The sequence below is a fragment of the Streptomyces sp. NPDC006687 genome (genome assembly GCF_040636215.1).
In the GTDB taxonomy this organism is placed as follows: domain Bacteria; phylum Actinomycetota; class Actinomycetes; order Streptomycetales; family Streptomycetaceae; genus Streptomyces.
Genome location: NZ_JBEYJJ010000019.1, coordinates 1 through 24,326, shown reverse-complemented (window position 1 = coordinate 24,326; position 24,326 = coordinate 1). Strand labels below are relative to the sequence as shown.

17 protein-coding genes are annotated in these 24,326 nt (G+C 74.8%); 6 read left to right on the top strand and 11 right to left on the bottom strand.

What is annotated here, in order from left to right; translation table 11 throughout:
* Positions 1–60: 60 nt before the first annotated feature.
* Genes fxsT through ABZ716_RS21650 form a run of 5 tightly spaced genes read right to left on the bottom strand, consistent with a single transcriptional unit; the run spans position 61 to position 8,718 of the window.
* Complete coding sequence (gene fxsT, locus ABZ716_RS21670) at positions 61–4,047, bottom strand: FxSxx-COOH system tetratricopeptide repeat protein (protein ID WP_358813686.1); 3,987 nt, start codon at positions 4,045–4,047, stop codon at positions 61–63.
* Entirely contained in the window at positions 4,031–5,434 is a 1,404-nt protein-coding gene (locus ABZ716_RS21665; RefSeq protein WP_358960978.1) for a TIR-like protein FxsC, read from the bottom strand. The genes fxsT and ABZ716_RS21665 overlap by 17 nt, the downstream gene beginning before the upstream one ends.
* Before the next feature lie 43 nt (positions 5,435–5,477).
* A complete protein-coding gene (locus ABZ716_RS21660; RefSeq protein ID WP_358960931.1) occupies positions 5,478–6,278 on the bottom strand; it encodes an AAC(3) family N-acetyltransferase in 801 nt (266 codons plus the stop codon).
* Entirely contained in the window at positions 6,275–8,533 is a 2,259-nt protein-coding gene (gene fxsB / locus ABZ716_RS21655) for a radical SAM/SPASM protein FxsB, inactivated metallohydrolase extension form (protein WP_358960929.1), read from the bottom strand. The genes ABZ716_RS21660 and fxsB overlap by 4 nt, the downstream gene beginning before the upstream one ends.
* A gap of 29 nt (positions 8,534–8,562) precedes the next feature.
* The gene (locus ABZ716_RS21650) at positions 8,563–8,718 is read right to left on the bottom strand and encodes an FXSXX-COOH protein (RefSeq protein ID WP_358960927.1); all 156 of its coding nucleotides are present in this window, start codon (positions 8,716–8,718) and stop codon (positions 8,563–8,565) included.
* A 243-nt stretch (positions 8,719–8,961) separates the two neighbouring features.
* On the opposite strand from ABZ716_RS21650, the gene ABZ716_RS21645 reads away from it, so the two are divergent.
* Positions 8,962–9,552 (top strand): NADPH-dependent FMN reductase, encoded by a 591-nt coding sequence (locus ABZ716_RS21645; RefSeq protein ID WP_358960924.1) that lies wholly within the window; start codon positions 8,962–8,964, stop codon positions 9,550–9,552.
* A gap of 6 nt (positions 9,553–9,558) precedes the next feature.
* On the opposite strand, the gene ABZ716_RS21640 is transcribed toward ABZ716_RS21645, so the two are convergent.
* Positions 9,559–10,461 (bottom strand): alpha/beta hydrolase, encoded by a 903-nt coding sequence (locus ABZ716_RS21640; protein ID WP_351885914.1) that lies wholly within the window; start codon positions 10,459–10,461, stop codon positions 9,559–9,561.
* 105 nt (positions 10,462–10,566) lie between these two features.
* The gene (locus ABZ716_RS21635) at positions 10,567–11,691 is read right to left on the bottom strand and encodes a DUF3533 domain-containing protein (RefSeq protein WP_358813690.1); all 1,125 of its coding nucleotides are present in this window, start codon (positions 11,689–11,691) and stop codon (positions 10,567–10,569) included.
* 147 nt (positions 11,692–11,838) lie between these two features.
* Between ABZ716_RS21635 and dnaE the strand changes: the two genes are divergently transcribed.
* The 3 genes from dnaE to ABZ716_RS21620 all read left to right on the top strand — a co-directional run bounded on the left by dnaE (position 11,839) and on the right by ABZ716_RS21620 (position 18,620).
* A complete protein-coding gene (gene dnaE, locus ABZ716_RS21630) occupies positions 11,839–15,414 on the top strand; it encodes a DNA polymerase III subunit alpha (protein ID WP_358960922.1) in 3,576 nt (1,191 codons plus the stop codon).
* Positions 15,411–16,751 (top strand): hypothetical protein, encoded by a 1,341-nt coding sequence (locus ABZ716_RS21625; protein ID WP_358813692.1) that lies wholly within the window; start codon positions 15,411–15,413, stop codon positions 16,749–16,751. Before dnaE ends, ABZ716_RS21625 begins: the two co-directional genes overlap by 4 nt.
* A 1,008-nt stretch (positions 16,752–17,759) precedes the next feature.
* Positions 17,760–18,620 (top strand): alpha/beta fold hydrolase, encoded by an 861-nt coding sequence (locus ABZ716_RS21620; protein ID WP_358813693.1) that lies wholly within the window; start codon positions 17,760–17,762, stop codon positions 18,618–18,620.
* 59 nt (positions 18,621–18,679) lie between these two features.
* Here ABZ716_RS21620 and ABZ716_RS21615 read toward each other — a convergent pair whose 3' ends face one another.
* The 3 genes from ABZ716_RS21615 to ABZ716_RS21605 form a co-directional block, all read right to left on the bottom strand.
* A complete protein-coding gene (locus ABZ716_RS21615) occupies positions 18,680–19,714 on the bottom strand; it encodes a lytic polysaccharide monooxygenase (RefSeq protein ID WP_358960920.1) in 1,035 nt (344 codons plus the stop codon).
* A gap of 183 nt (positions 19,715–19,897) precedes the next feature.
* Entirely contained in the window at positions 19,898–20,380 is a 483-nt protein-coding gene (locus tag ABZ716_RS21610; protein ID WP_358813695.1) for a DUF402 domain-containing protein, read from the bottom strand.
* Positions 20,377–21,333 carry a GNAT family N-acetyltransferase gene (locus ABZ716_RS21605; protein WP_358813696.1) on the bottom strand — a complete coding sequence of 319 codons (957 nt, stop codon included), beginning with the start codon at positions 21,331–21,333 and terminating at the stop codon, positions 20,377–20,379. Before ABZ716_RS21605 ends, ABZ716_RS21610 begins: the two co-directional genes overlap by 4 nt.
* A gap of 55 nt (positions 21,334–21,388) precedes the next feature.
* Between ABZ716_RS21605 and ABZ716_RS21600 the strand changes: the two genes are divergently transcribed.
* Positions 21,389–21,778, top strand: a complete 390-nt coding sequence (locus ABZ716_RS21600) for a GntR family transcriptional regulator (protein WP_351885891.1) — start codon at positions 21,389–21,391, stop codon at positions 21,776–21,778.
* 362 nt (positions 21,779–22,140) lie between these two features.
* On the opposite strand, the gene ABZ716_RS21595 is transcribed toward ABZ716_RS21600, so the two are convergent.
* Positions 22,141–23,235 carry a DUF5925 domain-containing protein gene (locus tag ABZ716_RS21595; RefSeq protein WP_358960917.1) on the bottom strand — a complete coding sequence of 365 codons (1,095 nt, stop codon included), beginning with the start codon at positions 23,233–23,235 and terminating at the stop codon, positions 22,141–22,143.
* A gap of 207 nt (positions 23,236–23,442) precedes the next feature.
* Here ABZ716_RS21595 and ABZ716_RS21590 point away from each other — a divergent pair, with 207 nt between their 5' ends.
* Positions 23,443–24,243 carry an SGNH/GDSL hydrolase family protein gene (locus tag ABZ716_RS21590; protein WP_358813744.1) on the top strand — a complete coding sequence of 267 codons (801 nt, stop codon included), beginning with the start codon at positions 23,443–23,445 and terminating at the stop codon, positions 24,241–24,243.
* Positions 24,244–24,326: the final 83 nt, after the last annotated feature.

The following is a 24,326-nucleotide window of genomic DNA, read 5'->3' as shown; positions in this document are numbered from 1 at the left end:
GCGCCCCCTGCGCTCGCTCCCGGGCGGCGGGCCCGCGCGGGTCCCGCCGCCCTCGTCGGATCACACCGCCAGCGGCTCCAGGTCCCGGTGGACCCGCCGCTCGTCACGGGCGTACCGGGTCAGACCGTGGTCCTCCCCGAGCAGCCGCCCCAGCTCGGCCACCGCCTCCGCCCGTACCCGGGCCGCCTCCTGTTTGCGGCCGGTCATGTCCAGGCTCACCGCCATGTTCGACGAGAGCGCCAGGGTCTCCGGGTGGTGCGCCCCGAGCGCCGTGCGCAGCCGCGCCACCGCCTCCCGCTCCAGCTCCAGGGCACCCTCCGGATCGCCCAGGTCCGCCCGGGCGTTGGCCAGGTTCAGATGCGCGAAGACCGTGTGCGGATGGTCGTCGCCCAGCACCTCGCGCATACTGCGGATCGTCTGCCGCAGCAGCTGCTCCGCCGTCTCCGCCGCGCCCGTCCCCCAGTGGAACACCGCCAGGTTGTTGAGCGCGGCCAGGGTGTACGGGTGCTTCTCGCCCGGCACCTTCACGTACTCGTCCACCACCTCCTGCGCCAGGTCCCGCGCCGCGCCCGGATCGCCCGTCGCGAACAGGTCCGAGGCCAGGTTCAGTTCGCAGGCCAGCAGGTCGGGGTTGACCGCCGTGTACTTCGCCCGGTACCGGTTGCGGGTGGCCGTCGTCAGCCGCAGCGCGTCCTCCAGCTCCCCGGCCCGCCGCAGCGACACCGCCAGGTTCTTCGCCGCCGCCAGGGTGCCCGGGAAGGTCGGGCCCAGCTGCCGCTTGTAGATCTCGTACGTCCGGCTCAGCAGCTGCACCGAGTCCTCGTAGCGGCCCACCTCGCGCAGGTCCCGCGCCAGGTTCTGCGCCGAGGACAGGGTGTACGGGTGGTCCGGGCCCAGCACCTCCGTACGCCGGTCGAAGACCTCCTGGTCGATCTCCCGGGCCCGGGCGTACTGGCCGACCATGCGCAGGTTCAGCGCCAGGTTGTTCGCCGCCGCCAGGGTGCGCGGGTGCGCCTCGTGGAAGATCTGCCCGAAGCCCTCGTGCGCCGCCGTCGCCAGTTCCATCGCCTCGCCGTACCGGCCGAGCGCCCCCAGGTCCATCGCCAGACCGCTGGTGGTCATGTACGTGTGCGGGTGCGAGGGGCCCAGCGCCTCCCGCTGCCGCTCCAGCGTGACCTCGTCCAGCTCCTTGGCCTCCACGAACCGGCCCTGCGAGCGCAGGATGTTCGACAGGTGGAAGCGCAGGTACAGGTACTGGAGGTCGTCGCTGCCGAGCATCTCCCGCCACGCCTCGCGCAGTTCCTCGCCGAGGGAGTACGCGGCCTTGAAGTCACCGCGCTTCCACAGGTAGCGGACCCGGTCGATCAGCAGGCGGCGGGTCTCCGGCTCCTTGCAGAACCGTGCCTCGGACGGGCTCAGGTGCGGCCAGATCGTGTTGAACTTCGGCCAGGTCTCCGGATTGTCTATCGGCTCGTCGTCGTCCGGGCGGGCTCCCGCCAGGATCCGGTGCACCGCGTGCCGGGCCTCGCGCTGCTCCTCCTCCGACAGCTGCGCCCGGATCACGGCCTGCACCAGCCGGTGCACCTGGATGCTGTTGCTGACCTGGTCGACCTTGGCCATCGCGAACCGGCCGATCTCCCGGATCACCCGGCCCAGCACCAGCTTCTCCTGGAGCGAGGCGTCGTACGGCTTGAGCGCGTCGATCATCTCCTTGCTGTAGAGCAGGTTGGCGGAGATCGGCTCGGGCGCGAAGAAGGCGCACAGCTGGAGCAGCCGCACGGCGGCGGGGGAGCGGGACTGGAGCCGCTCGATCGACACGTTCCAGGTCGCGGCCACCGGCTGCGGGTACCCGGCGGGCTGGTTCAGGCCCAGCACCCGCGCGGTCTGCTCGGCCAGCTGCTCCAGGTACGCCGACACGGGCGTCGCCGTCTCCGCGATCCAGGCCCCGGCCTGCTCGACGGCCAGCGGCAGGTCGCCCACCGCCACGGCCACCTGCTCGGCGTCCTCCTTGCCCAGCCCGGGCGCGCGGCGCTGGAGGTGCTCGATGGACTCCTCGCGCAGGAACACGTCCACGGGCAGCGCGTCCCCGTACTGGGACCAGGACTGGTTGCGGGAGGTCACCAGCACGTGCCCCGGGCCGCCCGGCGGGAAGAACCGCTTGAGGGTCTCGGGATCGTCGGCGTTGTCGAAGACCAGCAGCCAGCGCGAGGTCGGCACCCCCCGGCGCAGCATGTCGATCGCCTCCTGGGAGGCGGCCGCCATGTCCTCGCCGGCCTGCGCCCCCAGGCGTACGGCGAGCTCCGCGAGGGCGGCGACCACGTCGTCGGTCTGCTCCGAGGAGATCCACCACACCAGGTCGTAGTCGGCCATGAACCGGTGCACGTACTCCAGCGCGACCTGCGTCTTGCCGACGCCGCCGAGCCCGTACAGGGTCTGCGGCTGCGGCAGCACCACGGCCATGCCGCCGCCGAGCTGGTCGCGCATCCGCTCCAGGACGATGCTGCGGCCGGTGAACCCGGGGTTGCGGGGCGGCGCGTTCCAGATCTTCGGGACGGTGCCGGGGAAGCGGGGGCCGGGCTGGGAGGCGCCGGCGACGGTGTCCGCCAGGGCCGCGGGCCGTTCCACCGCGCGCAGCAGGGCGGCGGTGGCGTGCACCTCGTCGAGCCGGAACAGGTCCACCGGGTTCCGGTCGATGTAGGGCGTGGCCAGGCGTACGTCGCCCACCCGCAGCGGTATCAGATGGCGCCGGCCCCCGGTGGGGTCCTCGGCGGCGGCCCGGTTCCACACGTCGACGGCCCGGGCCGACTTCAGGTAGGCGCTGGAGAGCAGCACCACCGTCCGGCCGGCGGTGTCCACGCTGATGCCCGTACCACCGCCCAGGGTGTCGCCCGAGCCGCCCTGGGGGGCCGCCGGGCGCTCGGCGGAGACGTCCTTGGGCACCACCCGGAAGCCGGCCCGGGTGAGCACCGACTCGATCCAGTCGGCCCACATCCGGTTCTCGGCGACGTAGGAGAGGAACAGGTCGGCGGGCAGGGCCGGGCGGCGCCGGGTGAAGGCGTCCCGGATCCGCAGCCGCACCTCCTCGGCGATCACCGGCATGGAGGTGACCTCGCCCTCGGTCACCACGGCCGTCAGCCGCTCGAAGGCGGAGAGCAGCGAGTTGGTGAGCCCGGCCTCGTCGCCGAAGGTGGCCAGGGTCTCCTCGTAGGCGTAGTACGGCCGGTACGGGATCTCCACCGCGCCCCAGTAGGCGGTCAGCTCGTCCCCGACGAGCCCGCCGGGGAACCGGTCGAACTTGATCCGGGCCAGCGCCCGGCCCGCGTCGGCCTTCTCCTTCTCGCCCTCGTCGATGCGCATCGGCACCGGGAAGATCCGGATCCCGCGGTCGTTGAACCGCTCGTCGATCTGCCGGGCCACGGAGGCGGCGCCGTCGATGGACTGGTCGGAGAGGGTGAAGCAGTCGACCAGCACGTCGGGGAGGTGGACGGTGCAGATGTCGGCGATGTCGGACAGGCCGGTGCGGCTGTCGATCAGGACGTAGTCGTAGTTCCGCTTCATGTCGGCCCGCAGGGCGTCGAAGAAGAGGCCGCCGCCGAGCCGGTCGTAGAAGTTGTCCCAGTCGAAGGTGGAGACGGTCGCCGAGTACTCGCGGTTCTGCCGGCCGGCCGAGACGAAGTCGAGGGTGCCCCCGTCGGGGAAGTCCCAGCCCAGGTTCTCCGGGGTGAGCGAGACGGCGTGCGGCTGGATCCGCGCGTAGTCCTTGTGCCAGTCGGCGGCGCGCGGGACCGGGCTGGTGGCGGCCCAGGCGTACTCGCTGATCAGGTCGATGACCCCGGTGGTGGCCCCGAGGGTGGAGGGGTCCAGGAAGGGGTGGAAGAAGCGGTGCAGTCCCGGGGCCTCCAGGTCCCAGTCCACCGCCAGCACCCGCTTGCCGTTGGAGGCGAGGATCCAGGCGGTGTTGGCCAGCGCCATCGTGCGGCCGGTCCCGCCCTTGTACGAGTAGAAGGTGACGATGCGTCCGTCTCGGCTGTCACGACTGGCTGTCATCCGCGTCCCCCCGGTCGGTGTCGGTGCTGTCGTCGGCCGCGTCGCCGCGGCCCGGTCCCTGCTGGTGTGCGGCGGGCGGGAAGGGGGCCGGGGGCGGGTCGCTCATCCCCATCGGCCCGACCAGGCGCCGTCTTTCGGTGGGGGTGTGCCCGGCCGGCGGATACGCCTGCGCGTGTCTGAGGAACTGCTGCGCGGCCGCCTCCACCACCTGTGGCAGGATCTGCCCGAGCGTCTCCACGCCGGCCACCCCGTTGGCGGCGGCCCGGCAGGCGGCCCGGCCCTGGCCCATCTTCACCGGCAGGGTCTCCTCCAGGCGGCGCGCCAGTTCCTCCTCCCTGGCCCGGCTCTGGTGGTCGTAGCGGTTCCAGGGCACCACCACGTTGATCCACGGCCGGTGCTCCTGGTCGAAGGCGGCCAGGCGCCGGCGGCGGTGCTCGTCCTCCACCGCCCAGCGGTCCACGATCAGGATCTCCGGCCGGGTCGGCGGCTGCTTGGCGTCGAAGTGCCCGGCCTCGTCGTCGAAGGAGGACAGGGTGGTCTGGTAGTTGAGGTTCTTGACGAGTTCCTCGGCGACGTACGCGACGGGCCGCTGGGAGGCGGGGTGGTACGGGTTCCACTCCAGCGCGCTCTCCCCGTAGTACTCGGGACTGCGGCCCGCCGGCAGGTCGTGCCGGGAGGCGGCGGCCACCGTCACATGGAGGGTCCGGGCGGAGCCGCCGCCAGGCGCCCCGCCCCCCGGGCCGAAGGCGCTGGGCACCACCCGGTAGTCCAGCGGCCGGACCGGCTTCAGCCGTACGGTCTCGGCCACCCCCACGATCCGGCGGGCCAGTTCGTACACGGCGTGCTCGTACTGCTCCGCGTAGCCGCGCAGTTTGATCAGGCCGTACAGCCCGTCGGTGACGTAGCGCTCGCCGAAGGTGTTGTGGTTGAACTGCAACCGCTCGGCCGGAACGGGTAGTTGGGAGGGAGGGACCGGCACCCACAGGGCGGGGACGATGGCCTCGGTCTTCTCGTTGGCGGCGGCGCCCAGCTGGATGGCGCGCTGCGCGAAGGCGAACCACTCCTTGCCGCACATCTCGCTGGCGAAGTAGCGCGGCGAGAACAGGGGGACGAAGACCCGGCAGGTCGCGAGCGCCGAGGCGAGCCGTTCCGACCAGCCCTCGCCGCTGCGTATCTCGCGGTCCATGAAGCCGACCTCGGCGCCGGCGGGCAGGCTGGTGAGCGCCATGATGTGGTTGCACAGATCACGGAAGAGCCGTTCCACCCACATGTCCGGGTCGGGTCCTCCGGGCCCGAACCTCGGTGTATGCGCGTAACTCAGAAAAAAATACGGCTGCACTGATGCGGGCACACGACCCCCGTCCCGAAGATGCGAGCGAAGGAACATCATTCCGGAGCTCCTGCGTCACATCCCCTCCTCGTTCAGTCAATCAGCGTCTGTTTTCGGTCATCCAGGTCCGGGCGTGATCGACTGCGTCGGCGAGCGAGAAGAGAACGGCGGCTGCCCCGCCCACCATTCCCCTGCGCAGGAGCGGATCCGGGAAGGACCGGCCGATCTCCGCGAAATCACTGTCGTCCAGGGCGACGTCCTCGTACCGGGTCCACTCGCCCTCGTCCCCGTTCCCCCTCCGCCCGCCCGGAAGGTTCACCTTCACCACACAGTCGTACATGCGCAAGGGGGGCTTCGGAATTCGGTACTCCGCGAGGTGGAAAGCGGTGCAGGAGGAAAAGCCCACGTTGATCATGAGTACCTGCCCTCCCTCCCAGCACAGTTTCCCCAACGGCGAATCCTCGCCCAGGTGGCATTCCAGCCGGTGCTCCGCGCAGATCCGCCGCGCGTCCGCGCCGAGCGCGGCGAAAGAGGTCTGCGGATGGCCGCTGCGGGCGGCGCCCGGCGCGGTACGGACCGCCTCGGCGAAGGCGCCCATGCCCTGGCTCGGGGTGCGCTCGGGGTCGAAGGCCGGCATCCGCGCCCGGAAGGCCGCCACCGCCTCCTCGCCCAGGCCGGCGATCCGGGCCAGGTGGGCGGAGGAGGTCAGGGAGTTCTCCGGGGTGAACGCCGGGACCACCAGGGTGCCCCGGGGGCCCAGGACCCCGGTCAGGGCCGCGCGCAGGGTCTGCGGATGCAGGCCGGTGCCGCCGAGCGCCGCGTGCACCAGCAGCCTCTGCCCCGGGCGCACGCCGAGCAGCCGCAGCCGGCCGGCCAGGGCCAGGACGCCCGGGCGGGTCACGCGTCCACCGCCTTGAGTTCCCAGCGCAGCTCCTCCACCAGCCGCTTGCCCGTCACCGTCAGCTCGGGCGCCTGCGCCAGCCGGTCCAGGGCCCGGTGGATCCGGTCCGCCCCGCCCGGTTCCTGGGTGGTCGTGGCCCGCCGGTACGCCTCCAGCGCCACCCGCTCGTGGACGTCGGCCAGCAGCCGCGACACCGGCACCGGGCGGGTCCGCCACGGCGAGGGGTGCTCCCAGGCGCCGTCCAGCGCGTACAGGTCCGCCACCTCGGTCAGCGCCCGCAGCCGGGCCCGCCGTCGCCCGGTCAGCAGCGCCAGCGCGGTCTCCCGCACCCCGGCGGTGTACGGCACCCCGAGCGCGCCCGGCCCGTGCCGCCCGGCCTCGCCCCAGCCCTGCGCCCGCGGGCCGCCCGCCAGGGGGGTCAGGGTGCTCAGCCCGGCGGCGGCCGCCCGGGCGAACTCGGGGACGGTGCGGTGCAGCAGGGCCCAGGCCGCGTCCAGGCGGCGCCGCCACGCGTCGGCCTCCCCCGCGCCGAGGCGCAGCCGGGGCGGACGGGCGAAGCAGTTGCGGTACGGGTCCAGGTCCTCCAGTGCCACCGGCTGCTGCTGCGGCCCCGCCCGCCAGGTCCGTACGGGCAGCCAGCGCGCGTCCCCCGCCGCCGGGCCGAAGCGGTGCTCGGTACGGCCCGCCCGGACCACCGCGTACCCCTCGCCGGTGGCGTGCAGCGCGGCCCGGCCCTCCGTACCGGGCTCCCCGAGCCGCAGCAGGCCCAGCGTCGGCAGGTACACCTCCCCGTCCCGGTACGCCACCTCCGCCGCCGGCTCCAGACCGCCGCGCAGGACGGCCGCCGCCGCCAGCGCGGCCAGCCTGCGGGCCGCGCCCGGAGCGTCCAGACGGCCCTCGCGGGCCTCGTCCAGGGACTCCAGGACCCAGGTACGGGTGAACGGGTGGCCCAGTACGGCGTCCAGCGCGTCCGCGTCCGCCACCTCGACCCCGGTCAGCAGCTCCCAGGCCCGCGCCCAGTCCGGGTCGGCGGCGAGCTCCCCGTGCAGCCGGGCCAGCAGCGCGCGGGTCAGCTCCTCCTGGGAGCGGGCGAGTTCGGCGGGGTCGGCCAGCTCCGGGGCGCTCTCCCGGGCGGCCGTCCGCCCCTCCACCCCCTCCACCAGTTCCCGCAGGTCGGAGCAGTAGACGGAGGGGTTGTCGAAGCCCGCGCCGCCCGCGCCGTCCTCCCGGTAGCGGTGGGTGTAGAGCCCGCCGCCGCACGAACGTACGACAGGGCACCGGCGGCATGTGCCGCTGACGCCTGCCAGCCCCAGCTGCCGGGCCCGTACCCCCGGATGGGCGGCGACCTGGTCGAAGGTGTGGTCGAAGACGTTGAACCCGGTGGCCGCGGCCCCCTCGAAGGCGCTCTTGAGGGAGTCGACCTGCTCCAGCGTCCCGTCGGTCTCGACCACGACCAGGTCGGTCGGGGCCAGGCCCAGGGACTCCGTCAGGCTGGGGCCCCCGCGCAGGGTGGACAGCAGGGACTCGAAGAGCCGGACGGGCACCGGCCGCCCCAGCTGCTCCCAGCGGTCGAAGACCCGCAGCAGCCAGCGGGCGTAGGCGTCGGGCACGCCCTCGGGCCGGGGCGGCGGGGTCTGCCAGGTGGCGTGCGGGAGCAGGAAGTCCACCCGGGGCGGCTCCAGCGCGACCAGGGCGTCCAGGACGGCGACCGGGTCGTTGGCCACGTCCACGGTGCACAACAGGCCCTGGTACAGGTGGCGGTAGGGCTCCGAGCGGAGCAGGGCCACGGCCTGGAGGACCAGCGGGTGGCTGGAGCGGCCGTCGGCGAAGCGCCGGTGGCGGTCGTTGGCCGCGCGGTCCCCGTCGAGTGAGATGCCGACCCGGACGCCGTACTCGGCGAAGAGGTCCAGGTAGCGGGGGTCGAGGCGCAGCCCGTTGGTGTGGATCCGCAGGTCCAGGGCGGCCGTTCCGGCGAGCGCGCGGGTGAGTTCCTCGCACACGAGGCGGAGCCGGTCGGGGCCCGCGAGCAGGGGTTCCCCTCCGTGGAAGATCACCGTGACAGAGGGGAGTGCATGGTCACGGGCATGTTCGGCGAGCCGCGACGCGGTCCGGGAAATGACCCCGGGGGAGATCACTTTCGGCCGGGCTCGCCAGCTCTGATCGGCGTGTTCGTAGACGTAGCAGTGATCACAAGCGAGATCGCATCTGCTGTGAACCTTCAGGACGATCTCGCGAAATGCGATCAGGCCGGTCATTCCACCAGTCTAGAGCGGGTACTTCGCTGTCAGAGCGCAGAGTTGAAGATCGGTGCCTGCGCGTGACGACCGGATTCCGGCGGCAGGACCCGGCCGAGAGCCGCGGCAATGGGCGCGCTGCGGACGTCGATCTTGCCGAGCGGGACCCGGCGGTCCTTGTTCGGCGGGGTCGGGGGAGTGTTCATGGCACCGTCCTCGGGGAGGCCACAGGGAATGGGAGGGAGTGACTCCGGCACGCCGCCGGCGTCTGGCTCGGACTTTACTCGCCCGCATCCCATTGGCAACCGAGACATGACGCCTGGTCAAGCGTTCTATAGAAAGAATGGGGGAATTCTCCAGGTGGCGTCCCGGCCGTTCGCCCCCCGGCAAGATCCAGTTCTTCCCGAGGCGGCCGACGGGGGTCCCCGGCCGGTCGGTAGCGTGGACGGATGTCCACCTCACCCGCACGTCCCGTCATCCTGCTGCTCTCCGGGAGCCTGCGCGCCGGCTCCGTCAACGAGGCCGTCCTGCGCACCGCCGAGTCGGTGGCCGCGCAGTCCGCGGCCGCCGGGTCCGGGGCCGGCGCGCCCGCGCCGGTGAGCGCCGTCCGGTACGAAGGGCTCGGCGATCTCCCGCACTTCAACCCCGACGACGACACCGACCCGCTGCCCGCTCCCGTGGCCGCGCTGCGGGAGGCGATCGCCGGGGCCGCCGCGCTGCTGGTCTGCACGCCGGAGTACGCGGGCACCCTGCCGGGCTCGTTCAAGAACCTGCTGGACTGGACCGTGGGCGGTACCGAGATCTCCGACAAGCCCGTGGCCTGGGTGAACGCCGCCGCCCCGGGCCGTGGCGGGGGCGCCGAGGCCACGCTGCGAACGGTGTTCGGCTACACGGGTGCCGCCGTGGTCGACGCCGCCTGCGTACGGCTCCCGGTGGACCGGGCGGCGGTGGGCGCCGACGGGACCGTCGCCGACCCCGCCGTCCGCGCCCGGCTCGCCGGGGTGCTGGCCCTGCTGGCCGGGGCGGCGGCCGGGGCGTAGGGGGGCTCAGGCCGGCTGCTGTTCCTCCACGGAAGGGGCGGGCAGTTCGCGCAGCAGCCAGGTCAGGATGCCGGGCAGGGCGCGCAGGGCCGCGAAGTGGGCGGCGTACGGGTCGATGGTGGTGGTGGCGCCGGGGATGCGGCGGCCCAGCCAGCGGGCGTGCCCCACGGGGGAGAACACGTCGAGCTCCCCGTGCCAGATCAGCACCGGACAGCGGATGTCGGCGGGGTCGAACCCCCAGGGGACGCTGGCGGCGAGCATGTCGTCGATCCACCCGTACGCCGAACTCCGCAGCGCCTCACGGTAGTTGCGCAGCAGCATCGAGCGCAGTCCGGCGTCCGCGACGATCATCCGGTCGCTGGCGGTCAGCTCCCGGCGCAGCTCGTCCAGCAGGCGCCCCGGGTCCCGGGCGATACCGCTGGCGCGCGGGATCAGCCGGGCCGTGAGCTCCTCGGGGTCGGCGGCGGCGGTGGTGTACTCCCGTACGTTCGAGGCGGCCATCCCCGCGAACCAGTCCAGGTCCTCGGCGTCCCGGGGCGCGAGGGGCACCAGGGCCGCCGTCCGTGTCACCCGCTCCGGCAGCAGCGCGGCGCAGGCCAGGGCCCCCGGGGCGCCGCCGGAGCGGCCGGCCACGGCGAACGTGTCCACGCCGAGGGCGTCGGCGATGGCGGCCACGTCCTGGGCCACGTCGGCCACGGTGCGCCCCGGATGGCGGTCGGAGCCGCCGTAGCCGGGCCGGTCGTAGGCGATGAGCCGCACCCGCCGCTGGTAGAGGACCATGCCCCGGGGGGCCGGGCCGAGCCTGCTGCCGGGCATGCCGTGGAGCAGGAAGACCGGCTTGCCCTCCGGATCGCCCCAGTGTTCCGCCGTCAGGACGCGTCCGTCAGCGGTGCGCACCTCTTCGCGCACGCGCTCCCTCCCTCACGTCAGGCGCGAGCAGTCAGGGCGATTGTGCTCCCGGGGCGGGCGATGCGGTAGCCCGCCGTCGTACGGGGACGGGCGCACCGGGGGCGCTCAGCGGGGCTCCGTGCCGCCGTCCGCGAAACGGGGTACGGACGGAGCGTCGTCGGGCAGCCCGCTGCCCACCGCGGCCCCCGGCCGGCCGCGCCGGGCGAGCGCGCAGGCCAGTGTGACGGCGGACCCGGCCACCGCCCAGGCCGACAGGACCAGCATCGGGCCGGCCGCGCCGTTGCCCCGGAAGTAGGCGATGGAGCGGGCGGCGTACGTACCGGCGCCCGGCGGCAGGGCCGGCCCGATCGCCCGCCAGAACGGCGGCAGCAGCGGGTAGGGGTAGGCGCCGCCCGCGCTCGGGTTGCCGAGCACCACGACCAGCAGGATGGCCAGGCCGATGCCGACCACGCCCGCCAGCCCCTGGAGGGCCAGGGTGAGCGCGCCGACCGCGAAGACCACCAGGGTGCCGAGCCCCCACAGGGCCGGGACCGGCCCGGGCAGGGCGCCCAGCACCGGGCCCGCGATGACCGCGCCGAGCAGCCCGGCGGCGATCGCGTACAGGAGCAGCGCGCCGAGCCGGATGACGGCGCGGGCGGAGTTCGCCGGCCGGGCGCCGGCGCTGATGGCGAGGACCGCGGCGCAGAGGTAGCCGCCCACGCACCAGCCCACGACCAGGTAGAAGGAGCTCAGGCCGCGGCTGTCGCCCCGGTCGGCCGGGGCCACGTCGACGACGGTCAGCCCCCGGCCCTGGGACTTCCCGGCCGCCGTGAGGATCTGCTCCAGGGCCTGGGAGAGGGAGGCCCCGGAGCCGCTCGCGACCAGCAGCCGGTCCTCGGGGCGGTCCGGCTGGAGGATCAGCGCGCCGTCCGCCTCGCGGTTCCTGACCCGGGCGAGCGCCGTCGCCTCGTCCGCGACGGCGCTCGGGGCGAGCGGCTTGCCGGGCAGGGCGCCGAGCCGCTCCGCGGTGCGCACGGCGAGCGGCTGCGCGGGGGCGGCCACGGAGAGGGGGATCTCGCTGGGCCTGGGGTGGTGGAAGGCGCCGATGTAGGAGGTGATGAAGGCCAGCTGGAGGGCCAGCACCCCCAGGACGAGCACGGCGGCCCGGAGGGTCACGGCGTCCTTGATCTCGGCGAGGAACCCGCCGGACGGGCCCGCCTGGGTGTCGGTGCGCTCGGTGGGCTGGGTCATGCCCCCACGCTCGGCGCGCGGGCGGCCGGGCGCAGCAGGGGCGGGGCGAATGGATGATCGAACAAGTGTTTCGCACGGATATTCGAATTGCTCTATGGTGGGGAGAAGGGGGTGGCACGAAGGACGAGGGAAGCAGGAGGGCCGCGGGTGCCCGGTTTCACGCATCTGCACACCGTTTCGGGGTTCTCCGTGCGCTACGGCGCCTCGCACCCCCGGCGGCTGGCGGAACGCGCCGCCGAGCGGGGCATGGACGCCCTCGCCCTGACCGACCGCGACACCCTCGCGGGCGCGGTCCGCTTCGCGAAGGCCGCCGCGGCGGCCGGGATCCGGCCGCTGTTCGGAGTGGACCTGGCCGTCGCCCCGGCCGGGCTGCCCGGCGGGGCGGCCGGCGGGCGGTCAGGCGGGGCCGTCGGCGGCGGTCCGGCAGGTGCGCCAGTCGGCGCGGCGGCCGGTTCCGGACGGGCCGGGGAGGCTTCGTACCGCCGGCGGGCGCCCGTCCGGGGCGGGGCCTTCGTGGACGAGTCCGCCCCCCGCGCCCTCTTCCTGGCCCGCGACGGCGCCGCCGGATGGGCACAGCTGTGCCACCTGGTCACCGCGGCCCACGCCCCCGGCCCGGCCGGAGACCGCGGGCAGCCCCTGGCGCCCTGGGAGGCGCTCGGCGGCGGCGGGGTGTTCGTCCTGCTCGGCCCCGGCTCCGAGGTGGGCCGGGCACTGGCCGCCGGACGCCCCGACCGGGCCGCGCGGCTGCTCGCGCCCTGGCGGGACGCCTACGGGCACTCCCTGCGCCTGGAGGCCGTCCACCACGGCCGCCCCGGCACCGGCCCCGGCTCGCTGCGCCTGGCCGCCCGCACCGTCGGCTTCGCCGCCGAACAGGGCGTCCCGGCCGTGCTGACCAACGCCGTCCGCTACGCCGACCCCGGCCAGGGCCCCGTCGCCGACGTCCTCGACGCCGCCCGGCGCCTCGTCCCCGTCGACCCCCGGGGACCCCTCGACAGCGGCGAGCGCTGGCTCAAGGACCCCGACGCCATGGCCGAGGCCGCCGACCGGATCGCCCAGGCGGCCGGACTGCGCCCCGCCGACGCCCGCCGGCTCCTCGCGCACACCCGCGAGACCGCCGCGGCCTGCTCCGTGGACCCCGAGGACGACCTCGGCCTCGGCTCCGTGCGCTTCCCCGAGCCCGCCCTGGTCGGCGCCGCCCACCGCACCGCCCAGCGGGTGCTCACCTCCCGCGCCTGCGCCGGCATGGTGCTGCGCGGCTACGCGGGGGAGCGCGCGTACTGGGACCGGATGCACGAGGAGCTCGACGTCATCGCCTTCCACGGCTACGCCTCGTACTTCCTGACGGTCGCCCAGGTCGTGGACGACGTACGGGAGATGGGCATCCGGGTGGCCGCCCGGGGCTCCGGCGCCGGCTCCCTCGTCAACCACCTCCTCGGCATCGCGCACGCCGACCCCGTCGCCAACGGCCTGCTCATGGAGCGCTTCCTGTCCCGGCGCCGCCGCGTCCTGCCCGACATCGACATCGACGTGGAGTCCGCCCGCCGCCTGGAGGTCTACCGCCGCGTCCTCACCCGCTTCGGCACCGGACGCGTCGCCGCCGTCGCCATGCCCGAGACCTACCGGGTCCGCCACGCCGTCCGCGACGTCGGCGCCGCCCTGTCCATGGACCCGGCCACCGTCGACCGGCTCGCCAAGGCGTTCCCGCACATCCGCGCCCGCGACGCCCGCGCCGCCCTGGCCGAGCTGCCCGAACTGCGCGGCGTACGGGACGAGGTGCGGGGGGAGGAGTACGCCCGGATGTGGGAGCTCGTCGAGGCGCTGGACGCCCTGCCGCGCGGCACCGCCATGCACCCGTGCGGGGTCCTGCTCTCCGATGCCACCCTGCGGGAGCGCACCCCCGTGGTCCCCACCAGCGGCGAGGTCCCCCTCGGCCCCGAGGGCGCGGGAAGCGCACCCCTGCCCATGTCCCAGTTCGACAAGGAGGACGTGGAGGACCTCGGGCTGCTCAAACTCGACGTGCTGGGCGTACGGATGCAGTCCGCGATGGCACACGCCGTCGCGGAGCTGCGCCGCGCCACGGGGCAGGAGCTCGACCTGGACGACCCCGCGCAGGTGCCGCCGGACGACGGGCCGACGTACGAGCTGATCCGCTCCGCCGAGACCCTGGGCTGCTTCCAGATCGAGTCCCCCGGCCAGCGCGACCTGGTCGGACGGCTCCAGCCGGCCGCCTTCCACGACCTGGTCGTCGACATCTCCCTCTTCCGGCCCGGCCCGGTCGCCGCCGACATGGTGAGGCCCTTCATCGAGGCCCGGCACGGACGCGCCCCGGTCCGCTTCCCGCACCCGGACCTGGCCGACGCGCTGGGCGAGACCTACGGGGTGGTGGTCTTCCACGAGCAGATCATCGAGATCGTGCACGTCATGACCGGCTGCGGCCGTGACGAGGCCGACCGGGTCCGGCGCGGGCTCTCCGACCCGCAGTCCCAGGGCCGGATCAAGGCGTGGTTCGCGGCGTCGGCGGCCGGGCGCGGCTACCCGCCGGAGGTGGTCGCCCGTACCTGGGAGATCGTCGAGGCGTTCGGCAGCTACGGCTTCTGCAAGGCGCACGCGGTGGCCTTCGCCGTGCCCACGTACCAGTCGGCCTGGCTCAAGGCCCACCACCCGGCGGCCTTCTACGCCGGGCTGCTCACCCACGACCCCGGCATGTACCCCAAGCGGCTGCTGCTGGCGGACGCCCGGCGGCGGGGCGTGCCGGTGCTGCCGCTGGACGTGAACCGCTCGGCGGTCGCCCACCGTATCGAACTGGTGTCCGGTAACCCGGAGAAGTGGGGGCTGCGGCTCGCCCTGTCCGACGTCCACGGCATCAGCGAGGCCGAGGCCCTGCGCATCGAGGCCGGACAGCCGTACGCCTCCCTGCGCGACTTCTGGGACCGCGCCCACCCGGGCCGCCCGGTGGCCGAACGGCTCGCGCAGGTCGGCGCGCTGGACGCCTTCGCCGCCAACCGCCGCGACCTGCTCCTGCACCTGACGGAACTGCACGGAGCCCAGCGCGCCGCCGGAGTCCGCGGCGCGGCCCAGCTCCCGCTGGGCGGCGGCCGGGCCACCGCCCCCGTCGGCCTGCCCGACCTGACCGAGGCCGAACGGCTCAGCGCCGAGCTCGGCGTCCTCGGCATGGACACCTCCCGCCATCTGATGGACGACCACCACGCCTTCCTCGCCGAGCTGGGCGTGGTCCCCGCCCGCCGGCTGCGGGAGGCCGCGCACGGGCGGACCGTGCTCGTCGCGGGCGCCAAGGCGGCCACCCAGACCCCGCCGATCCGCTCCGGGAAGCGGGTGGTCTTCACCACCCTGGACGACGGCACCGGCCTGGTCGACCTGGCCTTCTTCGACGACAGCCAGGAGGCGTGCGCGTACACCGTCTTCCACTCCTTCCTGCTGCTGGTCCGGGGAGTCGTGCAGCGGCGCGGCCCGCGGAGCCTGAGCGTGGTCGGGGCTGCCGCCTGGGACCTCGCCGCACTGGTGCGGCTGCGCGAGGAGGAGGGCCTGGAGGCCGTCACGGCACGGCTGGCGCAGCCCCTGCCCGAGGGGCCCGGGGACAGCGGCCGGCGCATCCACCTGCCGACCGGCTACGAGATGAACCCGTGGGCCGACCTCCAGCCGCCCGGCGACCGCGCCGCGACCGGCCGCAAGCTGTGGCACTCCAGCCCGGGGAGCGCGGGATGACCCCGGCCGCCTGCCTCACGGCCCCCGGGGCGGCCGCCGTGTCCGCCGGGACCGGGGTGCTGCACGTGCGGTGCGCCTCCGCCCTGTCCGGGGAGGGCTACCGGGAGGTGCTGGAGCTGCTGCGGGAGTTCTCCCCGCTGGTGCAGGCCCTGCCGCCGCGGGCCGCGCTGGTCCAGGTGCGCGGCGCCCGGCGGTACTTCGGCGCCGACGCCGCCCGGATCGCCGAGGTGGTCCGGCTGCGGGCGGTGGCCCGGCTGGGGACGGACGTACGGATCGGCGTCGCGGGCACCTGGGCCGTGGCGGCCATGGCCTCCGCCCGGGTCCCGGACCCCGGCGGGGTCCTCGCCGTGCCCGGGGAGGAGGTGGCCGGCTTCCTCGCCCCGCTGCCCGTGGAGGCCCTGCACGGGCTCGGCCCCCGCCAGGCCGACGCGCTGCGCGGGTACGGGCTGCACACCGTCGGGGCGCTCACCGCGGTCCCGCCCGGGGTCCTGGAGCGGATCCTCGGCAAACGGGCCGGCCGGCTCGTCGCGGAGCGCGCCCGGGGGATCGACCCGCGCCCGGTCACCCCGCGCGACCTGCCCTCCTCCGCCGCCGTCCGGACCGCCTTCACCCGCCAGGAGCTGGACGGGCCGCACGCCCGGGCCGCGCTGCTCGGCCTGGTGGTCCGGCTCGGCGCGCAGCTGCGCGGACGCCGCCAGGCCGCCCGGTCCCTGTGCCTGACCCTGCAGTTCGCGGGCGGCGCCCGCTGGGAACGCTCCCGGCGCCTGACGGAACCCTCCGCCCACGACGAGGACCTCCGCACCCTCGCGTACCGCCTGATGGACGCGGCGGGCCTGCAACGGGCCCGGCTGACCGGCATGGTGCTGCGCGCCGAGGACCTCACGGCCGCGGAGGGCGTGACCCGGCAGCTCTCGCTGGACCCGGTCCGCGAGGCCCGTCTGACGGTGGAGGCCGCCATCGACCGGGCCAACGCCCGCTTCGGCCCGGGCACGGTCCGTCCGGCCGCGCTGTTCCAGGGGCCCGGTCCCTCAGAGGTCGCCCAGCATCAGACGGGCCGTCTCCGTGCGCAGGGGGGTGGTCTGGGCCTGGATCAGGTGGAACTGGGCCTCCCGGGAGAGCCGGCCGGCGGTGTGCCCGTACTGGATGGCCCGGCCGCCCGCGACGGCCACGCAGGTGGCGGCCGCCCGTACGGCCAGGTCCAGGGCGGCGGCCCGCAGGGAGAGGCGGGCTCCGGCGCCCTCGCCCGCCGGGAGCCCGTCGCGCAGGGCGTACGCCTCGGCGCGCAGCCGGGCGGTCCTCTCCGCGAGGCGCAGGCCGAGTTCCTCGTAGGGGGCTGAGCGGAGCAGGAAGTCGGCGGTGGCGCGCAGCTGGCCGAAGACGGCCGGCTGGGCGTCGGCGTTCTCCAGGTCGTACGCCCGGATCCAGTCGGCCCGGGGCAGGACCCCGAGCACCCGGTCGTCCGGCACCAGGAGCCCGCGCAGTTCGACGGAGGCCGTGTGCGTCCCGCCCATCGCCCACAGCGGGGCCCCGTCGACGGCGCTGAGCCCCTCCGCCCCGGGGCCGCACTCGACCAGCGCGAGGACCGCCTCGTCGGTGTCGGTGACCGCCCCCACGTACAGGGAGTCGGCCACCCCCCAGCCCGTCACCCACGGCATCCGCCCGGCCAGCCGCCACCCGCCCGGCACCCGCTCCGCCGTGATGGGCGGCCGCGGATGGCGCAGGAAGGCGAAGCCCGCCGTCGGCCGCCGCTCCCCGCGCAGCAGGGCGGGCAGCCAGCTCTCGCGCAGGGCGGCGGCCGCCGGGCCCGGAGCCTGGACGAGCGCCTTGGCCAGCGGGACGTGCTGGGTCCACACGAACCAGGTCGACGGGTCCACCGCCGCCAGCACCTCATGCACCTCCCGCACCACCTGACGGGGGGTGAGGCCGGAAGACGCCCCCGGTTCGTATCCGATCAGCCCGTACGCCCCGCAGGCGGCGAGCGCGTCCAGATGCGTACGGGGCACCCCCTCGGCCGCCGTCCGCTCGGCCTGCGGCCGCAGCACCCGTACGGCCGTCTCCGTGACAGCGGCGACCAGTGGGTCGGCCGCCAGCGCGGACGCGGTGGCCAGGGCGGTACCGGCTCCAGGGGCCTCGTGCATGGCGGTGATCACCTCGTGGGTGGGGGCCAGGGGCATCCATCCTCGACGAGCGGAGCTGGAGGCGCGCTGGACACACGAATTTTTACCGCCGCGTAACTTCCAAGTCTTGCTACTCGCCCGTAATTTGGCCGCAGCAGCACCCCTTGTGATCCGGATCACGGGACGGAACCCCCACGCCATTCCCCTTGACCGCGAGGAGATCACACGATGCTGCCCTGGAGACGCCTGCTCCGCCCGCTGGCCGTCCTCACCCTGGCCGCCGCCGCGCTCGTCGCCCCCACCGGCGCAGCGCAGGCGGCGGCCGCTCCCAGCAGCGGCTGGAACGACTGGTCCTGCAAGCCGTCCGCCGAACATCCCCGCCCGGTCGTCCTCGTCCACGGCACCTTCGGCAACTCCGTCGACAACTGGCTCGGCTTCGCCCCCTACCTGGTCCACCGCGGCTACTGCGTCTACTCCCTCGACTACGGCCAGCTGCCGGGCGTGCCCCTCTTCAACGGCCTCGGCCCCATCGCCTCCTCCGCCGGCCAGCTCGACACCTTCGTCGACAAGGTGCTGGCCTCCACCGGCGCCGCCAAGGCCGACCTCGTCGGCCACTCCCAGGGCGGCATGATGCCGCGCTACTACCTGAAGTTCCTCGGCGGCGCCGCCAAGGTCAACGCCCTCGTCGGGCTCGCCCCCGACAACCACGGCACCACCCTGTCCGGCTTCACCCAGCTGCTCCCGTACTTCCCCGGCGCCGCCGACCTGATCAGCACGGCGACCCCGGGGCTGGCCGACCAGATCACCGGCTCGGCCTTCCAGCAGAAGCTGAACGCGGGCGGCGACACCGTCCCCGGGGTCGCCTACACGGTGATCGCCACCAAGTACGACGAGGTGGTCACGCCCTACACGAGCGGCTTCCTGAACGGGCCGAACGTGCGCAACGTCCTCCTCCAGGACCTGTGCCCCCTGGACCTCTCGGAGCACGTGGCCATCGGCCTGACCGACCGGATCGCCTGGCACGAGGCGGTCAACGCCCTCGACCCGGCGCACGCGGAACGCACCACGTGCGCCTCGGTCTTCGACTGATCACCGGCCCCTGACTCCTGACCGCTGACCGCTGTCCCCTGCTCACAGGCGCCTGACCGCTACCGCACGTTCCGGTCGGCGGCGGTGGCCCGGCGGCGGGCCACCGCGAACAGTACGGCCGCACCCACGGCCACCACCCCGGCGCCCGCGATGGCCAGCGCCGGGGTGGCGCCGTTCCCGCCGGTCTCCGCGAGGTTGCCGCCCTCCCTCCCGCCGGCGGGGGAGGGGGCCGGGGCGGAGACCGGCGCGGCGGCGGGGGAGGCGGGGGAGGCGGCGGCCCGGCCGTTCGTCGCCGGGTCGTCGTCGCCGTGCCCGCCGTGCTCGACGGTGGACCTGCCCGCCCCGTCGGCGACCTGACGGTCCGTGGGGGCCTTGGGTGCCTGGGGCGTCGCGGCGGTCGCGGTCCGGCCGGGCTGCGCGGAGGCGCCCGTACCGCCCGTACCGCTGCCGCCGCTGTCCTTGCCGAAGACCACGTCCGAGCAGGTGTAGAACGCCTCGGGGCTGTCGGAGCGCTGCCAGATGCTGTAGATCAGGTGCCGCCCGGACTTCTTCGGCACCACCCCGGTGAAGACGTAGTCCCCGCCGCTCATGGCCGGGTCGGTGGCCTGTGCGAAGGGCGCGGGCTCCAGGTCGGACCACTTCAGCGGCTTCGAGGGGTCGTAGCCGTCCTTCGTCACGTACAGCGCGAACGAGCCCTTGTGCGGGGCGGTGCCCTTGTAGCGGAAGGTGTGCGCCCCGGAGGACATCGGGGTGGCCGGCCAGTCCGCGCGGGCCAGGTCCAGCCCCTTGTACTTGGCGTTGCCCGCCGAGCACAGCTGCCCGTCCGGGATCAGGGACCTGCTCTTCCCGGCGGCGTTCGCGATGTTCACCGCGTTCCAGTCGTAGAGGGCCTGCGACCCGCTCGCGGCGACGGCCGCCTTGCACGCCGCCGACTTCGGCGCCTCCGGCCCCTCCGCGTAGCACCCCGCCACCCGGCTGACCGGGTCCGTCATCGACCCGTGGGCGGCCGCCGGGACGGCCGTGTACGCGGCCACCGCGAGCGCGGCGAGGCCGGCGGCGGCGATACGGGCGGCGGTGCGGCGGGGTGCGGGCATGGGGGATCTCCTTCGGGCACGGGGCAGGGGTGGCGCCGGGCGACGGCGCCCCCGTCGGGGCGCGGCCGGCTCCGTCAAGCTAGCCCGCGCACCGGCCCGTCCGGCCGGGTTCGCGGCCCGGGAGAGGATCCTTAGGCTCCGCTTAAGGAAGCCCTAAGCACCCGCACAGAAAGGCCGCTCAGGTCACCGCAGGAAGGCGGTCAGGCCGTCCGCCGAGCGGGCCTGCTCCTCCAGCGCGTCCAGCGCCCGTACCGCCCGGGCCGCCGCCTCGGGGTCGCTCGCGGCCAGCCCGCTCTGCGCGAACTCGTCCTCGTCCAGCCGCAGGACGCTCTTCCCGTCCGCCGACACCCACAGGTCCAGGTCCAGGTCCTCCACGAGGATCCCGCCCTCGCGGACGACGGCCGGGCGCGTGATGTCGCAGTACCAGCCCTTCAGGACGCCTCCGCCGCTCCACACCTCCTTGACGGCGTACCAGCGCGTCCGCCAGTAGTGCTCGACGAACACGTCCCCGGGCTCGAACCGGACGAACCCGAAGTCCCGAACGCCCTCGGCCGCCCAGGGCGCCCGTACCGAGATCCGGTCGCCGTCGTCGGCCAGTTGCGCCGCCGGATAGGCGATCTTGGTCCGGCCGGCCTTGGTGAGGGTGATGGTCCAGGTGGTGGTCACCGTGCTGCTCCTCGAAGTCTCTTGGTGAAGCGGGTCTCGGTCGCGCAGATCTCGTAGCCGAGCCCCGCGTTGATCGCGAGCATCGGTCCGTTTCCGGCGTCGTTGCCCGTGAAGGCGTCGGTGTACCCGGCCGCGCGGGCCCGGTGCAGGGAGTCCGTCTTGGCGAGCTTGGCCAGGCCGCGGCCGCGGAAGGCGCGCCGGGTGCCGGTCATCGCCGAGGCGTAGCGGGTGCGGCCGTCGGTCCGGGCGGCGGAGAAGGCGGCCACGACCCCGTCGACGAGGGCGACCGAGGTCAGCCCGTGGTCGAGGGCCGGGTCGTGCCAGACGCCGTCCAGCCACTCCTGGTAGTCGTCCAGCTCGGCGGGGACGTCGCCCGGCTCGTCGGCCGTGGCCTCGGCGTCGGCCTCGAAGAGCGGACGGGGGTCCCCGGCGAAGGCCGAGGCGGGGCGCAGCTCCACCCCGTCGGGCAGGTCCCGGGGGAGCGGCGGGAGGGCGGCCGCCGCCAGGTCCAGGCGCAGGAAGTGCGCGGACCGGCTGGAGCGGTAGCCGTGCCGCTCGGCGAAGGCCCGGTGCGCGGGCTCGTCCAGAACCCAGGCGTACACGTCCACGGCCCCGCACGAGACGAGGTGCTCCTCCGCCGCGCGCAGCAGGGCGGTTCCGGCGCCGAGGCTCCGGTGGGCGGGGTCGACGCAGGCGTTGACGTACGACTGGCCGGGCTCGGGGCTGTCGTGGGCGAGGCCGACCTGGGCGGTGGCGACGATCCGGCCGTCGGCGGCCTCGGCGACCAGGAGGCGGTAGCGGGCCCCGGGATGCGCGGAGCCGAGCTCGAACGCGACCCCCGCGGGGGTGGTCACCATGAAGGGCAGGGCGGCGCGCCGCACCCGGACGACGGCCTCCGCGTCGGCGGGGTCGTCGGGGCGCAGGTCGCGGACGCGTACGGGGCGCAGGCTCATGAGGGCGACGTTACGGGCGGATCCGCCTCCGGCGCCTGCGAATTACAATCGGCGCGTGACCTCGACCAACCCCCTCAGGCTCAGGATCGACGCCGCGGCCGGCGCGGCGGCCCCGTACGAACAGCTGCGCGCGCAGATCGCCGAGCAGGCCCGCTCCGGGCGGCTCCCGGTGGGCTTCAAGCTCCCCACGGTGCGGGGGCTGGCGGAGGAGCTGGGGCTGGCGGCGAACACCGTCGCCAAGGCGTACCGGGTGCTGGAGGCCGACGGGGTGGTGGAGACCCGGGGCCGGCACGGGACGTTCGTCGCGGCGGGCGAGGGTTCCTCGCGGGAGGCGGCGGCCGCCGCACAGGCGTTCGCGGAGCGGGCGCACCGGCTGGGGCTCACGGAGCCCGAAGCCCTCGCCGCGGCCACGGCCGCCCTGCGGGCCCGCTACACCACCGGCTAGCTCCGCCGGCTCCGGACACGGACACGGCGCCACCGCGCCCGCGCCCCGCATGCGGACGGCGCCGGACAACGGCGCTACCGCGCCCAGGCCGCCGGCGGGGCCGTGCTACCGCGCCCCCGGACGTGGGCGGCGCCGCGCTACCGGCCCCGCGCCTCGCATGCAGGCGGGGCCGGACAACGGCGCGACCGCGCCCGGGACGTGGGCGGCGCCGCGCTACCGGCCCCGCGCCTCGCATGCAGGCGGGGCCGGACAACGGCGCGACCGCGCCCGGGACGTCGGCGGAGCCGCGTTACCGCGCCCGCGCCCCGGACGCCGGCGGGGCCGGAGAGCCGGGCGGCGTGGCCTGGGGGGAGAGGCGCGGCCTAGAGATAGAGGCCCGCCTCCGCATGCGGCTGCGCCGGGAGGACGGCCGCCGGGCCCGTGCCGCGGCGGAGGGCGAACAGTTCCGCCAGGGTGGCGCCCTCGCGGGAGATCCCCTCGTCGGTGCCGAGCCACTCCACCGCCTCACCGTGCGTCAGCCGGCCGACCTCGATGCGGGCCAGGCAGCGCCCCGGCCGGACCACGGCCGGGTGGAGCCGCTCCAGGTCCTCGTTGGTCGTGACCCCGACCAGCACGTTGCGGCCCTGCCCCAGCAGACCGTCCGTCAGGTTCAGCAGCCGCGACAGCGCCTGCCCCGCCGTGTGCCGCGCCTCGCCGCGGATCAGCTCGTCGCAGTCCTCCAGCAGCAGCAGCCGCCAGCGGCCCTTCGCGGTGCCCTCGTCCTCGCCGATCGCGATGTCCATCAGGTACCCCACGTCGTTGAACAGCCGCTCGGGGTCCAGGACGCAGTCCACCTGGCACCAGTCGCGCCAGGAGCGGGCCAGCGTCCGCAGGGCGGAGGTCTTCCCCGTCCCCGGCGGCCCGTGCAACAGGAGCAGCCGCCCGGCGATGTCGTCCGGGGTGACCTTCATCAGCCGGTCCATCGCCGCCGCCACCGGCGCCGTGTAGTTGGGCCGTACCTCCGCCCACGTGCCCGCGGAGATCTGCCGCGTCGTCCGGTACGGGCCGCGGCGCGGGGAGACGTACCAGAAGCCCATCGTGACGTTGTCCGGCTGCGGTTCGGGCTCGTCCTGGGCCCCGTCCGTGGCCTCGCCGAGCACCCGCTGGGCGAGCTCCTCGCTGACGGCGGTGACCGTCACGTCCGCGCCCCGGCTCCAGCGGGAGACCAGGAGCGTCCAGCCCTCGCCCTCGGCGAGCGTGGCGCTGCGGTCGGTGTCGCGGGCCGAGCGGAGCACGGTGGCCCGTGGGGGCAGCAGCGTCGCCTCCGCCTTCACCCGCTCGATGGAGACGCTCTGCGCGTACGGCTGCTCGCCGGTCGCGAACCGGCCGAGGAAGAGGGCGTCGACGACATCCGACGGTGAGTCACTGTCGTCTACATGGAGGCGGATCGGCAGCGCGTCATGCGGGTCTGCTGGCATGGCGCCCATGATCCGGCACGAACTGCCCTCCCGCACCCGTGTTTCGCCGGATCGGGTGCGCCGGTCCCCTCTTCAAACACGTTCGGGAGTGAAGATTCGGACGCCAAGCCCACTCCGAAAATTCTTGGCATGAACACTTCCGGCCAACCGTGGCTGCTTGTACCAAGAACTCAGGAGTAACCCCCACAAGGAGCCGCACACATGAGCATGAGACTCCCACGCCTCGCCGCCCTCGCCTCCTCCCTGATCCTCGCCGCCGGAGCCGCCCTCTTCGGCGCCGGGCAGGCGTCCGCCCAGGCCGACTTCGGCTACGTCGCCCTCGGCGACTCGTACTCGTCCGGTGTCGGATCCGGCAACTACGACTCCGCCAGCGGCAGTTGCAAGCGCACCACCCGCGCCTACCCCGCGCTGTGGGCCGCCGCCCACGCCCCGCAGACCTTCTCCTTCGCCGCCTGCTCGGGCGCCCGTACGGGCGATGTCCTCTCCGGCCAGCTCGGCCCGCTCAACTCCGGCACCGACCTGGTCAGCATCACCATCGGCGGCAACGACGCCGGGTTCTCCGACGTGATGACGACCTGTGTCCTCCAGTCCGAGTCCACCTGTGTCAACCGCGTCAACCAGGCCAAGGCGTACGTGGACTCCACCCTCCCCGGCCAGCTCGACCAGGTCTACAACGCCATCAGCAGCCGCGCCCCCTCCGCCAGGGTGGTCGTGCTCGGCTACCCCCGCTTCTACCAGCTGAACGGCAGCTGCATCGCCGGACTCACCGAGGGCGAGCGCTCCGCCATCAACGGAGCCTCCGACTACCTCAACGCCGCCATTGCCAAGCGCGCCGCGGACCACGGCTTCGCCTTCGCCTCGGTCGCCGGGGCCTTCACGGGCCACGAGATCTGCTCCGGCGACGCGTGGCTGCACAGCGTCAACTGGACCAACATCGGCGAGTCGTACCACCCCACCGCCACCGGACAGTCCAGCGGCTACCTGCCGGTGTTCAGCGGAAAGGTCTGAGGCCGGACCGCCGGGCTCCCCGTCGGGGGGGGGGGCCCGGGCGGGGGCGGCCGCCCCCCGGCGCGGGGCCCCGGGGCCCCCCG

Coding starts and splice junctions, on each gene's coding strand:
- fxsT (WP_358813686.1), bottom strand. CDS start 4,047: ATGACAGCCAGTCGTGACAGCCGAGACGGACGCATCGTCACCTTCTAC.
- ABZ716_RS21665 (WP_358960978.1), bottom strand. CDS start 5,434: ATGTTCCTTCGCTCGCATCTTCGGGACGGGGGTCGTGTGCCCGCATCA.
- fxsB (WP_358960929.1), bottom strand. CDS start 8,533: ATGACCGGCCTGATCGCATTTCGCGAGATCGTCCTGAAGGTTCACAGC.
- ABZ716_RS21650 (WP_358960927.1), bottom strand. CDS start 8,718: ATGAACACTCCCCCGACCCCGCCGAACAAGGACCGCCGGGTCCCGCTC.
- ABZ716_RS21645 (WP_358960924.1), top strand. CDS start 8,962: ATGTCCACCTCACCCGCACGTCCCGTCATCCTGCTGCTCTCCGGGAGC.
- ABZ716_RS21635 (WP_358813690.1), bottom strand. CDS start 11,691: ATGACCCAGCCCACCGAGCGCACCGACACCCAGGCGGGCCCGTCCGGC.
- ABZ716_RS21625 (WP_358813692.1), top strand. CDS start 15,411: ATGACCCCGGCCGCCTGCCTCACGGCCCCCGGGGCGGCCGCCGTGTCC.
- ABZ716_RS21620 (WP_358813693.1), top strand. CDS start 17,760: ATGCTGCCCTGGAGACGCCTGCTCCGCCCGCTGGCCGTCCTCACCCTG.
- ABZ716_RS21615 (WP_358960920.1), bottom strand. CDS start 19,714: ATGCCCGCACCCCGCCGCACCGCCGCCCGTATCGCCGCCGCCGGCCTC.
- ABZ716_RS21605 (WP_358813696.1), bottom strand. CDS start 21,333: ATGAGCCTGCGCCCCGTACGCGTCCGCGACCTGCGCCCCGACGACCCC.
- ABZ716_RS21595 (WP_358960917.1), bottom strand. CDS start 23,235: ATGCCAGCAGACCCGCATGACGCGCTGCCGATCCGCCTCCATGTAGAC.
- ABZ716_RS21590 (WP_358813744.1), top strand. CDS start 23,443: ATGAGACTCCCACGCCTCGCCGCCCTCGCCTCCTCCCTGATCCTCGCC.